The organism is Streptomyces sp. MJM8645, assembly GCF_001625365.1.
Lineage (GTDB): Bacteria > Actinomycetota > Actinomycetes > Streptomycetales > Streptomycetaceae > Kitasatospora.
On record NZ_LJJF01000002.1, the window covers coordinates 1,191,849 to 1,204,442 of the forward strand.

General features: G+C 71.8%; 12 protein-coding genes and 2 tRNA genes. 5 read left to right on the forward strand and 9 right to left on the reverse strand.

The window, feature by feature from the left end:
• Positions 1 to 143: 143 nt before the first annotated feature.
• A complete protein-coding gene (locus A6F73_RS35535) occupies positions 144 to 602 on the reverse strand; it encodes an NUDIX domain-containing protein (RefSeq protein WP_063352448.1) in 459 nt (152 codons plus the stop codon).
• 207 nt (positions 603 to 809) lie between these two features.
• Positions 810 to 1,727: an alpha/beta fold hydrolase gene (locus A6F73_RS35540; protein ID WP_063352449.1), complete on the reverse strand. Its 918-nt coding sequence runs from the start codon at positions 1,725 to 1,727 to the stop codon at positions 810 to 812.
• Between the two features lie 82 nt (positions 1,728 to 1,809).
• Here A6F73_RS35540 and A6F73_RS35545 point away from each other — a divergent pair, with 82 nt between their 5' ends.
• A complete protein-coding gene (locus A6F73_RS35545) occupies positions 1,810 to 2,451 on the forward strand; it encodes a TetR/AcrR family transcriptional regulator (protein ID WP_063352450.1) in 642 nt (213 codons plus the stop codon).
• Between the two features lie 63 nt (positions 2,452 to 2,514).
• Here A6F73_RS35545 and A6F73_RS35550 read toward each other — a convergent pair whose 3' ends face one another.
• The 3 genes from A6F73_RS35550 to A6F73_RS35560 are packed head-to-tail and all read right to left on the reverse strand — an operon-like array spanning position 2,515 to position 5,177.
• On the reverse strand, positions 2,515 to 3,954 hold the full coding sequence (locus tag A6F73_RS35550) for an MFS transporter (RefSeq protein WP_079136541.1): 1,440 nt from the start codon (positions 3,952 to 3,954) through the stop codon (positions 2,515 to 2,517).
• Entirely contained in the window at positions 3,951 to 4,778 is an 828-nt protein-coding gene (locus A6F73_RS35555) for a glycerophosphodiester phosphodiesterase (protein WP_063352451.1), read from the reverse strand. The genes A6F73_RS35550 and A6F73_RS35555 overlap by 4 nt, the downstream gene beginning before the upstream one ends.
• Before the next feature lie 48 nt (positions 4,779 to 4,826).
• Positions 4,827 to 5,177: a hypothetical protein gene (locus A6F73_RS35560; protein ID WP_063352452.1), complete on the reverse strand. Its 351-nt coding sequence runs from the start codon at positions 5,175 to 5,177 to the stop codon at positions 4,827 to 4,829.
• 110 nt (positions 5,178 to 5,287) lie between these two features.
• On the opposite strand from A6F73_RS35560, the gene A6F73_RS35565 reads away from it, so the two are divergent.
• The 3 genes from A6F73_RS35565 (at position 5,288) to A6F73_RS35575 (ending at position 8,499) form a co-directional block, all read left to right on the forward strand.
• Positions 5,288 to 5,359, forward strand: a tRNA-Gln gene (locus tag A6F73_RS35565).
• A gap of 2 nt (positions 5,360 to 5,361) precedes the next feature.
• On the forward strand, positions 5,362 to 7,725 hold the full coding sequence (locus A6F73_RS35570; RefSeq protein WP_063352453.1) for a hypothetical protein: 2,364 nt from the start codon (positions 5,362 to 5,364) through the stop codon (positions 7,723 to 7,725).
• A gap of 69 nt (positions 7,726 to 7,794) precedes the next feature.
• Complete coding sequence (locus A6F73_RS35575; RefSeq protein WP_063352454.1) at positions 7,795 to 8,499, forward strand: hypothetical protein; 705 nt, start codon at positions 7,795 to 7,797, stop codon at positions 8,497 to 8,499.
• 163 nt (positions 8,500 to 8,662) lie between these two features.
• On the opposite strand, the gene A6F73_RS35580 is transcribed toward A6F73_RS35575, so the two are convergent.
• Both A6F73_RS35580 and A6F73_RS35585 read right to left on the reverse strand, forming a co-directional pair.
• Positions 8,663 to 9,262: an SMI1/KNR4 family protein gene (locus A6F73_RS35580; protein WP_079136542.1), complete on the reverse strand. Its 600-nt coding sequence runs from the start codon at positions 9,260 to 9,262 to the stop codon at positions 8,663 to 8,665.
• A gap of 183 nt (positions 9,263 to 9,445) precedes the next feature.
• Positions 9,446 to 9,516: transfer RNA gene (locus tag A6F73_RS35585), tRNA-Cys, on the reverse strand.
• A 194-nt stretch (positions 9,517 to 9,710) separates the two neighbouring features.
• Here A6F73_RS35585 and A6F73_RS35590 point away from each other — a divergent pair.
• On the forward strand, positions 9,711 to 10,523 hold the full coding sequence (locus tag A6F73_RS35590) for a hypothetical protein (protein ID WP_063352455.1): 813 nt from the start codon (positions 9,711 to 9,713) through the stop codon (positions 10,521 to 10,523).
• Between the two features lie 126 nt (positions 10,524 to 10,649).
• Here the strand turns inward: A6F73_RS35590 and A6F73_RS35595 are convergent, their stop codons facing one another.
• Positions 10,650 to 11,309, reverse strand: coding sequence for a polysaccharide deacetylase family protein (locus A6F73_RS35595; RefSeq protein WP_208869253.1), 660 nt, complete (start codon positions 11,307 to 11,309; stop codon positions 10,650 to 10,652).
• 290 nt (positions 11,310 to 11,599) lie between these two features.
• Positions 11,600 to 12,541 carry a hypothetical protein gene (locus A6F73_RS35600; protein ID WP_063352456.1) on the reverse strand — a complete coding sequence of 314 codons (942 nt, stop codon included), beginning with the start codon at positions 12,539 to 12,541 and terminating at the stop codon, positions 11,600 to 11,602.
• Between the last annotated feature and the right edge of the window lie 53 nt (positions 12,542 to 12,594).

Sequence of the window (12,594 nt, forward strand, 5' to 3'; positions counted from 1 at the left end):
CGCGAGCGGGACACCGGCGCTGGCGGAAACGCGACACCGCATTTCGGGGGTGGCGAGTCGGCGAACACGCTGTTCAACCGCGTGAAACGAGCAGAAGGGCCACCCAGTCGAGGGCAGCCCTTCCGCGACCTCCGCGGCGCGTGTCAGCGAGCGAGCAACTCGCGCACGGCGTCACTCACCTCGGGCAACTCGCCGGGTAGGGCCCACTGGTAGGCGTCGTGCTCGGTGAGGACGACGGGCTCGGCCTTCTCCACGGTGACGGCGAAGTTGAACTGGCGAGTGTTGCCGCCTCGACTGTTCCAGTAGTCGAAGTGGCCGACGTAGCCGATAACTTGATGGATCGTCAGACCAGTCTCCTCGCTGGTCTCGCGGTGCAGGGCGCCCAGAATCCCCTCCCCCTCTTCGACCGTCCCGGAGGGAACCTCCCACAGGCCGCCCAGGTAGTCGCTGGGGTTGCGACGCACGAGCAGGACCCGACCTCCGTGGTTGATCACGGCGGCGGCGACGAAGCCGGTGATGCCTGCGGATTCAGCGTCGGCCGCGAGCCGGGCCGCGAACTCAGGAGACGGGGAGGGAGAGGGAGAGGGGAAGGCGGTGGTCACAACAGCTCCTCGTGATGGTCGCCGATCTTGATGGCCGCACGGACGTACTGCTCGGCCAGTTCGAGATCCTGCTCACGATGCCAGACCGGAAGCTTGATCATGTCCGCGTGGGCACGCCCTGCCGCGCTCCCACGAGAGGACCCGCGGGATCTTCCTCACCTACGACGGCCCGCCGTCACCCACCAACCCGGCGGCGGGGGCCGATCGTCAGCTCCGGGTCTCCTGCCGGGTTGAGGTGATGAACTGCAGCAGGTGTTCGTTGACCAGGTCGGGGCGTTCCAGGTTGAGGCCGTGGCCGGCTCGTTGCACGATCTCGGCCCGGACTCCCGGGATCAGCGCGGTGACCCGCTGGAGGACGTGGCGCGGGCGGAGCAGGGCGCTGCGCTTGCCCAGCAGGACGAGGGTGGGCAGGCGGATGGAGCTCAGTTCCTCGTCGGTGAACGGCCTGGCGGCGGGGCGGGTGTTCGGCTTGTAGCTGCGCATGCCGAGCATCAGGGGGGCGATCATCTCGGGCGGCGAGCTGAGTGCGGGGTTGGCGAGCAGGCGTCCGAGCGCGGGGCGCAGCGGCCGCGGGGCGAGCATGCCGAACAGGCCGCCGATCATGTGGGCGTAGAACCGGGCGGGGACCTTCTCGATGCCGCCGGGGTCCATCGGTGCGATCGACGCGAGGCGTTCGGGTGCGTGGATGGCCTGGTTGAGGGTCAGCCAGCCACCGTAGGAGAGGCCGACCAGGTGGATGCGGTCGAGTCCGAGGCCGGCGAAGACCTCGCCGAGCCAGGCCGCGTTCTCCTCGGAGCCGGCCGCGACGGCGCGTTGGACGCTGCGGCCGGGGTCGTCGAGCGTGTCGATCGCGTAGACGGGGTGGTGTTCGCCCAGGGCGGCGATCTGCGGGTACCAGTTGGACGGGTGTCCGGCGTGGCCGTGCAGCAGCACGATCGGTTCGCCGGTTTCGGATCCGTCGGGTCCGTCGGGTCCGTAGTGGTGGACGTGGACGGTGCCGTAGCTGGTTTCGACATCGAGTTCCCGACGGGGGCCGGGCCACAGCTCCATCGCGCGGTCGTAGGCCTCAAGGAACTTCGTTCGGGCTTTCTCGCTGACGAAGTGTCCGACGCTGGTCCTGGTCATGGTCCCTCCCGGTGCTCGGAATGCACGAAGCAGCAGCACTTGATGGTATGTTTGTACCATAAAAACGTTTGGAGGGAACCCGATGCCGAAGCTGGTGGATCACGAGGAGCGGCGGGCCCACATCATCGACGCCCTGCTGCGCACGGCGGCGGACACCGGGCTGCACGCCGTCACCATGCGGTCCGTCGCGATCGAGGCGGGCGTCTCGGTGCGGCTCGTGCAGTACTACTTCGACACCAAGGAGCAGCTGCTGCTCGCGGCGCTCACCCGCCTGGCCGCACGGATGGGCGAACGGATCCAAGAGCGAGTCCAGCAACGGATCCAGGAGCGGGTCCGCGACCGCGCCGGGGCGGCCGGGCCCGCGGCGTCACCGCGCGACATCGTCGAGGCGGTCCTGCTGGAGTCCGTGCCGACGGACGAGGAGAGCCGGACCTTCCACCTCGTCTACACCGAGTACGCGGTGCTCTCCATCACCGACCCCGCGCTCGCCGGCCAGTCGTTCCTCTCGGCGCCCAACGAGATGGAGGACTTCCTGGTCGGCCAGTTGACCGCCGCCCGACAGGCCGGGGACACCGATCCGTGCATGGACGCCCGCCAGGAGGCCGTCGTCCTCCTGGCGGTCTCCGCCGGCCTGGGCCTGAGCGTCCTCCTCGGCCAGCGGACGGCGGACGACGCGGTGGCGGTCCTGCACTACCACCTCGGCCGGCTCTTCCCCGGCTCGTAAGCCCTCGACGGCGACGCCATCGACGGAAGCGGCAGCCGACCGTAGGCACCCCCGGCCGGGGCGTCAGAGCCGTTCGGGGACGGGGTTGCCGACGGCCTCGATGGCGCGGCGGACGGGGACCTTCAGCAGGAGGACGAAGCCGATGAGGAAGAAGACCAGCAGCGAGATGATCGCCGAACGGTAGCTGCCGGTGATCTGGTAGGCGAGGCCGAAGACCAGCGGGCCCATCCAACTGGTTCCGCGGTCACTGACCTTGTAGACGCTGAAGTACTCGGCTTCCCGGCCCGCCGGGATGAGGTGGGAGAACAGCGAGCGCGAGAGCGCCTGGCTGCCGCCGAGCACCAGGCCGATCATGCAGGCCAGGGCGAAGAACCAGACGGGCTGGTGGGCGGGCATCAGGTACCCGAGGGCGAGGGTGGCCACCCAGCCGACCAGGGATCCGAGGACGGTCCGCTTGGCGCCGTAGCGGCGGGCGATCCGGCCGAGGAGCAGCGCGCCGCCGATCGCCACGATCTGGACCAGGAGCACGGCGGCGACCAACGTGGTCTGGTCCATGCCGAGTTCCTCGCTGCCGTAGAGCGAGGCCTGGGAGACGACGGTCTGGATGCCGTCGTTGTAGCAGAGGAAGGCGCCCAGGTAGAGCAGCGTGAGCGGGTATTGGCGCATCCCGCGCAGGGTGCGGGCGAGTTCACGCAGGCTGCCGGCGGCGGGCCGGTCCGGCGCAGGGGCGGGTCGGTCGGGCACGGCGACGATACGGTCGGGGGCCGCGCCCGCCCGGGAGGGCAGCCGCAGCATCGGGACGATCGTGAACAGCGCCCACCACAGGCCGGCCGAGGCCAGGCAGATCCGCACGGCGGTGCCGGAGGACAGGCCGAGCGCGTCGTGGCCCTGGAACAGCGCCAGGTTGGCGATCAGCAGCAGTCCGCCGCCCGCGTAGCCGTAGGCCCAGCCCTTGGAGGAGACCGCGTCGCGCTCGTCGGGGGTGGCCAGGCCGGGGAGGTAGGCGTAGGAGAGGGCGACCGACACCGCGTACGCGATGTTGGCGACCACCAGCAGTGCGCCGCCGAGCAGGTAGCGGTCGCCGTCGAGGAGGAACATCCCCATCGTGGCGACCGCGCCGACGTAGGCGAAGCCGCACATCAGCTCCTTGTGCCGCCCGGTGCGGTCCGCGACCGTACCGGTCAGCAGCATCGCCGCGACCGAGAGCAGCACGGAGAAGGAGACCGTGTACGGGAAGAACGACCCGGCGCGCACCGACAGTCCGAGCGGGTGCACGTCGCCGGCCGCGTCGGCGGCGTTCTTGGCGACGGTGGTCAGGTACGGCCCGAGGAAGACCGTCAGGACGGTGGCCGAGAAGGCGGCGTTGGCCCAGTCGTTGATGTACCAGCCGAACCGTATCCGGCGCAGGGCGCTGTCGTCGGCGGCGGCGGCCGCGCGCTCCGGCGGGCCGTCCGGAAGATCGTCCGGCCGACGGTCCGGCAGGTTGTCCGTGGTGCTCGTCATGGGGCTCCCATCACCGTGCTGGAGCCGGTGCTGCCGTCGCTCCAGCAGCCGCGCTCGCCGAGGACGTCCCGCAGGACGTCTATGCGATCGGCCATGATGCCATCCACACCGAGGCCGAGGAGAGCCCTGATCCGTGTGGGATCGTCCACAGTCCAGACGTGAACCTGGAGGCCGAGGCGGTGGGCGGCGCGTACGAAGGCCCGGTCGACGACCCGGACGCCCCGGTGCCGCTCCGGCACCTGCGCGCACACCCCTGCGAACGGCGCCCCGAACCGCGTCCCGGACCCCGCCCCGCGCCCCCGCAGCAGCGGCCCGGCCAGCGAACGCAGCCGCAGCCGGGCCACCTCGCGCGGGCCGAGCGAGGTGGCCAGTCGGGGGCCCGCGGCGGCGCGGACGGCGGCGAGGCGACTGTCGGAGAAGCCGCCGACGCAGACCCGGTCCCAGGCGCCGGTCCGGCGGATCGTCTCGACCAGCGGCCCGACGGCGGCCGCCGCCTTGACGTCGACGTTGAAGCGGGCCCCGGGGAACGCGTCGAGCAGGTCCTCCAGCAGCGGCACGGGCTCGGTGCCGCCGATCCGGGCCTGCCTGACGGTGTCCCAGGGCAGTTCGGCCACCGCCCCGGTGCGGTCGGTGACCCGGTCGAGGCGGGTGTCGTGAAAGGCCACCAGTACGCCGTCGCGGGTGGCGTGCACGTCCGTTTCGAGGTAGCAGTACCCGAGGGCGACGGCGGCCGCGAAGGCGGCGAGCGAGTTCTCGGGGTGGCCGAGGTCACCGCCCCGGTGCGCGAAGGCGAGCGGCCCGGGGTGGTCGAGGAAGGGGTGCATGTGGTGCTCCGAGCTGCTGGGATGCGCGTTACAGTATTACGCACCCTGTCAAGCAGTAACGCCGGTACCGCCAGTAGTGCCATCAGTGCCATCAGCACCAGCAGTACCGCTACCACCCGGATCGTCGACGCGGCGCAGATCGTAGAGGTACGACTTGCCGGCCTTCCAACTGCGCCAAGGGCCGAGCGGAGGGATCAGCTCCCGGTCGTCCGTCCGCCCCGCCAGCGGCCCGGAGTTGGCGACCCCGTCGGCGCCGACGGTGCACCAGCCCCGCTCCGGCAGCCACCGGCACCACACGTCCAGGTCCAGCCGCTTGTACGACGGCCTGCCGTTGAACACGCCGTCCGCGCGGAAGTGGTACACCAGACCGTCCAGGCGGCGAACGAACTCGATCGACACGGCGGCTCCCCCCATCAGGCACCCGAAGTGCCAGGCTACGCCGCGAGCCCGGCGGAGGCAGCGAAAGTACGTTGCACGGCCGCCGACCGGACGCATAGTCTCGCGCCCATCGACGTGTAGCTCAGCAGCAGAGCGCCGGGCTCTGGACCCGGAGGGCGCAGGGGCGGAACCTGCCACGTCGGCTATGGACGACAACGCTGACCAGCAGCGCCCCGCCGGGGCCGGGACATCCGCGCACTACCCGCAGCGCCAACTGGCCCTGGCCCAGGCGTTCCTGACCTCACCGGCCGACTCCCACACCAACGCCGGGACCCGGCGCAGCACCGAGACCCGGCGCAGCGCCGAGGCCCGGGTCGCCCGCTGGCACGCCGTGCTCGCCGGCATCGCCGACGGCCGGCTGACCATCGGCTCGCGCACCCCGGTGGCCGGACTGCCCGCCTGGGTGACGCCCGAGGTCGTACGGGGCGGCTTCGCCACGTCCGCCGCGAGCGCCGAGGGCCCGCTCCAGCCGTACGAGTGCGAGGCTGCGGCCCTGGCCGGGGTGGCGGCCGAGCGCGGGGCGCTCTTCGCGTACTGCCTCACCGAGCCTGGCCTGTCCCGGCTGTACGACCTGCTCGACAGCGGCCACTACGAGACCGCCGTGCCGGAGGAGGCGGCGCTGCTGACGGTGGCGTGGCTCGTGCGGGCCGGGGACGCGGCCGGCGCGCTGGAACTCGTCGACGTCCTGGAGCCGTTCGCCGACCGGCTGCGCTTCACCCCCCGGCCGTCCGCGCTGCCCGCGCCGGACTCCGAGGCGGTGCACCGGCGCACGGTCGGCGACGCCGTCACGACCCTCACGGGCCGGCGGCCGAACGCCGCCGTGGAAGCTCAACGCGAGGCGCTCACCGTCTGGCAGCCGTTCGGCGACCAACTGCTGGCCCACTGGCTGGAGACCGCCGAGGCCGGCCGGGTGCTGGAGCGTACGCCCGACAGCGCCTGGCTGGAGCGCGGCGCGATGCTGCTCCGCCGCTACGACGAACTCGCCGCGGCCCACACCCGCTGCACCAAGCACCGCGATCCGAAGGAGAACCTCGGCATCCTGCGCGGCGCCCTGGCGGAGACCGCCGCCGGCCGGCCGCTGGACGCGCGCCACCTCGGACTGCTGCGGCACGCGGTGGCATCCATGGTGCGCCGGCGCGGCCGGCCGGGCTCCGACCGGCACACCGAACTGCGCACCCGCCAGGCCGTACAGGCGGCCCAGCCGTCGCACCACGACCTCGCCCAGCTGGTGCTGCGCCGCCTCTCCGGGCTGCGCCAGGAGACGGGCGTGGCCGACGTGGCCCCGCTGGTCGCCGACGTCTCGGCGCACGAAGCGCACACTGGCAACACCCGCCTCCCCGCAGGCACCCCGGTGCCCGCAGCGATCCGGCAGGTGGTCGAGGCCGCGCTCAGCGCCCCGCTCGACACGCTCGTGGAACGCGGCATGGTGCCCTCGGCCGAGGTCCTGGCCGAACTGGTCCCGCAGCTCGTCGCCGTGACCACTTCCCAGTCCTACCCGGACGAGACGCTGCGCACCCTGATGGCGGCGAACTACCGGGCGTTCCGCAACCGCCGCTCGCTGCTCCTGAGCGACCTCACCGGGCAGGTGCGGGTCGACGAACTGCCCTGGGTACGGGCGGTGGCCGGACATCGCGTCGGCGAGGACGGCCGCGCACCCGCGCGTACCGCGCTGCACCAGCTCGGCGAACTGGCCGTGCAGGCGTTCCCCGGCACGCTCCTGCCGAACCCGCTGGTGCGCGAACTCGGCGTGCTCGCCCGGCAGGCCAAGCTCGACGCACCGTTCGTGGAGGAACTGGCGGCGGACATCTTCACGGGCACCTTCACCCCGAAGTACCTGGCGGCGGCCCGGGCCGCCGCGGAACTGCTCAGCGGCACGCTGTACGAGCGCTACTACGCCATCGACTACGCGGCCGTCCACGACCTCGCAACCGCCGAGGCGGGCGAGGCATACAAGGCGGGCAAGGCGGGCAAGGCAGGCAAGGCCCCAGCGCGCGGCCGACGCCCCCGCTCCTCCCCCGGGTTCACCGAGCTGTGCGCGCAGCGCGCCGAGGTGTCCGGAGGATGGTCGGTCGCGTCCAACGGGAAGATCATCGAGCAGGCCCAGATCCTCACCACCCACAACCTGGCCACCCTGGTCACCCGGGTCGGCATCAGCCCCGAGCCGGGCTGGGACGACCTGGCCTGGCGCAGCTTCACCACCGTGTGCCACGCGACGGCCCGGATCCACGACAACCCGCGGCCGCTGTCCACCATCAAGGACGCGGCGTACGCGTGGCGCCAGCTGGTGTTCCACCTCTCCCTGTGCGAACCCGCCGCGCAGGCCCGGGTCATCGCCGGACTGCGCGGGGAGGCCGCCCGCCACCCCGCCCACGTCGCGGCCCGTCTCGCCCCCGCCCTGGCCGGCCTGCGCCAGGCCGCCCGCGGCGGCGCCGCGGACGCGGACGCCGGCCGCCGCCTCCTGGGCTGGACCACAGGACCACACTGGCTCCACCCGGCCCCCAGGACCTGACCACCCCCGCACCACCCGAACCGGCCTCCCCTGCTCCACCAACTCCACGAACCCCACGACCGAGACGACGTGACCGACCAGAAAACCGGCCAGACCACCGACCAGACGACCGACCGGCCCGCCGAGAAGCCCCAGGGCCTCCAGGCCATCTGGGCGAACACCCTGGAGCCGGTGGCCCCGCTGCCCTGGTACCGCAGGCTGTCCCTCAAGGCCGTAGTGGCGGCCACGCTGGCCGTGGGCCTCCTGACCGCACTGGTGGTGGCCGCCGTGACAGGCGCCGGCGCCCCGCCGCGGCACCGGATCGCGCTGCCAGACCGGATCGGGGACCAGGTCCATCTGCCGGACGACGGTTCGGTCCAGACGGCACGCTCCGGCTACCATCAGCGGATCAGGGCGCTGAGCCCGTACCGGGAGCTGACGGTGGGCGGTTACGGCACGACCGGATCGTCCAAGACCACGCTGCTGCTGGTCGGACTGACCGGGAGCTTCGCGGAGCCCCAGCGGGAACTGAACAAGTACTTCGGACGGCTGGCGGCCTCGGACGTGTTCAACGACACGGTGACGGAACGGCAGGACTACCCGACAGGCCCCCTCGGCGGCGCGTTCGAGTGTGCGGTGCTCACCTACCCGTCCACGTCCGAGACCACCTGCGTGTGGGCGGACGGCAGCACGGTCGGCATCGTCGTCGACAGCACCGGCGAGAGCTCCCCACAGGAACTGGCCGACCGCGCCCGGGACATCCGCGCAGCCGTCGAGGTCCCGGCCGAGGACTGACCCGCCGCCGAACCAGGAAGCCGCCGACGCTGGCAGGTTCGGCATCGAGGGCCGGTTCTACGGCGGCCACCAGAAGGTCGCACCTATGGATCCTCGGCGCGGTGGCCGCTCCGGAGCCCGCGAACTGCCCGCTGCCCGCTGCCCGCTGCCCGCTGCCACCGTTTCAGAAGGTCGTCGTCCGCAACTCGCCGCTGACGGGGTCGAGGCCGGCCTTCCACCGGCGCTGCTGCTCGAACCAGTGCACATAACGCGGCGAGGCGCCGCGCAGGTCGATGCTGAGCGGGTAGGGGTCGAACTCGTCGAGGAGCAGCTTGCGGAGGAACTCGACCATGCCGCACGGGAACAGGGTGAAGTCGTCGGGGGTGTGGCGGCCGCAGACCAGGACGGGCCACTTGTCGGGATCCGGGTCGGTGGTCAGCCAGCACAGGATGTCCGGGCCCGAGGTGACCCCCCAGGCGAGGATGTGGTCCGGGTCGATGTCGAGGCCTTCCTGGCCGTCCAGCATCTCCCAGGTGTAGCGGGCGTTCTCCGTCTCCTCCTCGAAGGTGCCAGGGTCCCACTGGATGTACTCCTTGGGGAGCGGCATCAGAACGCAGACCTCGTTGAAGGAACCGCCCCCGTACACCGACATGAAGGCCTTGTAGTCCCGCGGAAGCCGCGTGCCCCACCGCGCCTCGGCCGCCGCCCAGTCGATCTGCTCGTCGGCGCCGGGATCCGCAGGGAGGATCTCGGCCAGCGCTGTGATGCCCGTCGGGTCTTCCACGGCAGTCCCCTTCTCTGTCTCTCGAGTCGCCGAGAGCCTAGGGGACGGTACCGACATGCCCGGCAACCAGCGCCCGGCAGCTGGCACGCCGCAGAAGAAGACGAGTGCACCCTCAGCATGAATCAGGGCGCGAACCCGGACAATTCCCAGGCCAGGAATACGGGCGAAATCACCGAAAAGAAAAGGTGGAGATAGGAATCGAACCCATCTAAACGGCCCTGCAAGCCGTCGCCTCGCCACTCAGCCACTCCACCGCGGCAACAAGGGAAACATTACACGAGCATGAACGGGGATTCCTCGGCGACGCCGATCTTTCACTCTAGAAGGCTCTTAATGCGTCTAGTGCTATTTCTCTCGACATGGTGTCGACAGGGTCCTGCGGGCCAGCGCGGAAAAGTCACGGTGCGCTAGCCTGTGCCGATATCTCCGACCCGATGGGATTTCACTGATGGCCGTCGAGGAATCATGGTTCACCCGTACCACGGAGCTGCGTTGTGGAACCGCTGCGAACCGGTGCCAGTACAAGAGCCTCCCCCTGCGCGACCTTCCCCCGCTCGGTGTCGTGCGCCGCGCGCGGATCGTCCGCGAAGGCCTGCGTGAGCGCCGCGACGCCGTCCCGACGCCCGGCCGGCCCTCCCGCTTCACCGAGGGGGACTGGGTCCGGGTGAAGGACGAGGCCACGGTGCGCGCCACCCTCGATGCCAAGGACCGCCATCGCGGCCTGTGGTTCACCCGCAGCCAGTGGTCGTTCTGCGGCGGCGTCTACCAGGTCGAACGCATCGTGCGCCGCATGATCGACGACCACTACCGGGTGCGGCGCCTGTCCGGCACCGTCGCCCTGGCCGGCGCCACCTGCCACGGCGCCGACGGGGCCCAGGGCTGCGGACTGGACTGCGCCCTGCTGTTCCGCGACGAATGGCTGGAGCCCGCCCCCGCGCCGGTCCCCGCCGCCCGGCCCGCCGCCCTCTGGGCGACCGTACGCAGCCTCCCGGAGATCCGCGCCACCCTCGACCCCGACGGGCGGCTGGACGGCGTCCCCTTCCAGCCGGGCATGGAGCTCCACGCCGACACCCGCCACAGCGCCACCGAACTGCGCCACCGGTCCCTCGCCTGGTGGCAGCACCCCACCAAGGGCCGCTGGTTCATCCTCAACGGCCTGCGCTGCGGCGGCGAACCGCTCGCCACCGGCTGCGACCGCCGCTGCGCCCTGCTGTGGCACGAGTCCTGGCTGCATCTGGAACCCGCCACCACCACCCACTGACCTGCCGCCGCCACCCACCACCCACCACCCGCCGACCTGCCGGGCACCGCACTCCGCGGTGCCCGGCAGGTTTTCGTCGCCGGCAGGTCCTCGTCGGCCGTCAGCGTCGGCCGTCAGCGCCGGCCGTCAGCGCCGCCAGCGGTCGCGCACCAGCTTCGCGGCCAGGTGCAGCGGCCCGTCCCGGTCACCGACGTAGCAGCGGGGAAGCGCGTACACCCCGCTGTGGACCCCGGGGCTGACCGCGCACCCGTACCCGTAGCCGGCTTGCGCCACCGCCTCCACCGCGGCGGCGTCGAGCGAACCGTAGGGGTAGCAGAATCCCTCGACCTCCTGCCCCGTGAGGTCCTCCAGCACGCGGCGGCTGTCGGCGACCTGGGCCGCCAGCTCCCGCGCGCCCAGGCCCGCCAGCCGCCGGTGCGTCAGCCCGTGCGAGCCGATCTCCAGCCCGGCGGCGGCGGCCTCGTGGACCTGGCACGCCGTCATCAGCGGCTTGCGCGGGCCCTGCCGGTCCCAGTCGTTGTATCCGCCCAGCCGGTCGGCCACCACGTAGACCGTCGCCGTGAACCCGTACTCCGCCAGCGCGGGCATGGCCTCCTCCACGAAGTCGCGGTATCCGTCGTCGAAACTCAGCCCGACCATGCCCGCCGCGCTGCCGCCCCGGTGCGAGCGCATCAGGGCGCCGACCGACACCCCGCGCAGCCCGCGGGCGGACAGCCAGCGCAGCTGGCGGCGAAAGCGTGCAGGGTCGACGGTAATCAGATAGGGATCCTCACTCGTTGACGCCACCGAGTGGTACATCAGCGTCCACGGAAAACGCGCTGCACCTCCACCGGCCGCTTCTTCCGGGCTGTTGCGTGGTCGAATGATTCGCATGTTCTGCTCCAGCTGTCCGGCGGCACCGCCTGTGCAGGTGGCCTTCAGGGAAATTGCATTCTGGCAGCGTCGAACCCGGCTTCCATTCGCGCCAGGCGACTCCGCCCCATTTCACCCGGATGCCAGCCCAGAAGTCGCCCGACGAGTGCCCGGCCCGCACGGCCCGAATACCGGTTCCACCCCGCCCGGAACCGGCCGGCGTTTCACCTGGCCGCGACGGCGGCCGGTGCCCATGCGGCGGCTCTGGCGGCAGCGAGCGAGGCCCGGACCCGCGCTGCTCCTGCGGAGGCGATTCCCGTCGTGCGGCTGTCGCCCGCAGGACGGCTGACGAGGCCCGCACACGCGCGGCAGATGCCGGGTTGAGGGACAGGGTCGTGGCACTGGGCGCACTCGGCGTAGCAGGCCGCTGCGGGCCGTACAGCGGCCCGGCCGGGCGGCATCTTGCGCTCCAGGCGGTAGCGGAGCACCGCGACCGCTGAGTACACCGGGGCGGGCAGGCCCGGCAGGAGGGCCTGGGCGAGGTCGGTGGGTGTGCTGCCGCGTTCGAGCCATCGGGCGACCAGGGGTGCGAGTTCACGTGCTTCGGCCTCGCCCAGGTGCAGGCGTGGTTCGGGGCGGATGACTCGGAACAGGGTGGCGACCGCGTCGCGGAGCTGTTCGTCCGGCGCGTCGTCTTCGGCGGCTTCCTCCCGCCTTTCCGTCCCCGGGGTGCTGACGGGTTCTCGGGACTGCCGGGAGGGGTGGGTGGGTTCTTTCGCCGGGTTCTTTACCAGGGCGTCAGCGCCGCCGGTGGTCGCTTCACCGGGCGCCGGACGGGTGGCACCCGGCGCGGCGAGCACCGCGAGCGCCGTGAGCTGCGGGGTGTCGTAGACGTGGGTCTCGGTGATGATCGTGCCGTCGGGCATCCGGATCTTCTCGACCCGGTAGAAGCCCGCCTCGGTCAGTTCCTTGAGCGCCTTGCGGATGGCGCCGCGCCCCTGGGGGCTGGTGTCGGCCATGTGCCGGCCGTCCTCGCGCCAGCCGTCCGGGCGGGAGAGGAGGTCGGCGAGCAGACCGCGAGCGGTGTAGGACAGCCGCCGGTACTGCAGCATGGTGTTGGGCAGCACGGTGAAATCGCGCACGTGGGCGCTACGATGGACGCGCATCGGGAGGTTCGCTCCTGTTGCCGGACCCCGGAGCGTTGGCGCGCTGCCGGGGT

Excerpts from the sequence above, each read along its gene's own strand:
- A6F73_RS35540 (WP_063352449.1), bottom strand. The coding sequence starts at position 1,727 with ATGACCAGGACCAGCGTCGGACACTTCGTCAGCGAGAAAGCCCGAACG.
- A6F73_RS35545 (WP_063352450.1), top strand. The coding sequence starts at position 1,810 with ATGCCGAAGCTGGTGGATCACGAGGAGCGGCGGGCCCACATCATCGAC.
- A6F73_RS35550 (WP_079136541.1), bottom strand. The coding sequence starts at position 3,954 with ATGACGAGCACCACGGACAACCTGCCGGACCGTCGGCCGGACGATCTT.
- A6F73_RS35555 (WP_063352451.1), bottom strand. The coding sequence starts at position 4,778 with ATGCACCCCTTCCTCGACCACCCCGGGCCGCTCGCCTTCGCGCACCGG.
- A6F73_RS35570 (WP_063352453.1), top strand. The coding sequence starts at position 5,362 with ATGGACGACAACGCTGACCAGCAGCGCCCCGCCGGGGCCGGGACATCC.
- A6F73_RS35590 (WP_063352455.1), top strand. The coding sequence starts at position 9,711 with ATGGCCGTCGAGGAATCATGGTTCACCCGTACCACGGAGCTGCGTTGT.
- A6F73_RS35600 (WP_063352456.1), bottom strand. The coding sequence starts at position 12,541 with ATGCGCGTCCATCGTAGCGCCCACGTGCGCGATTTCACCGTGCTGCCC.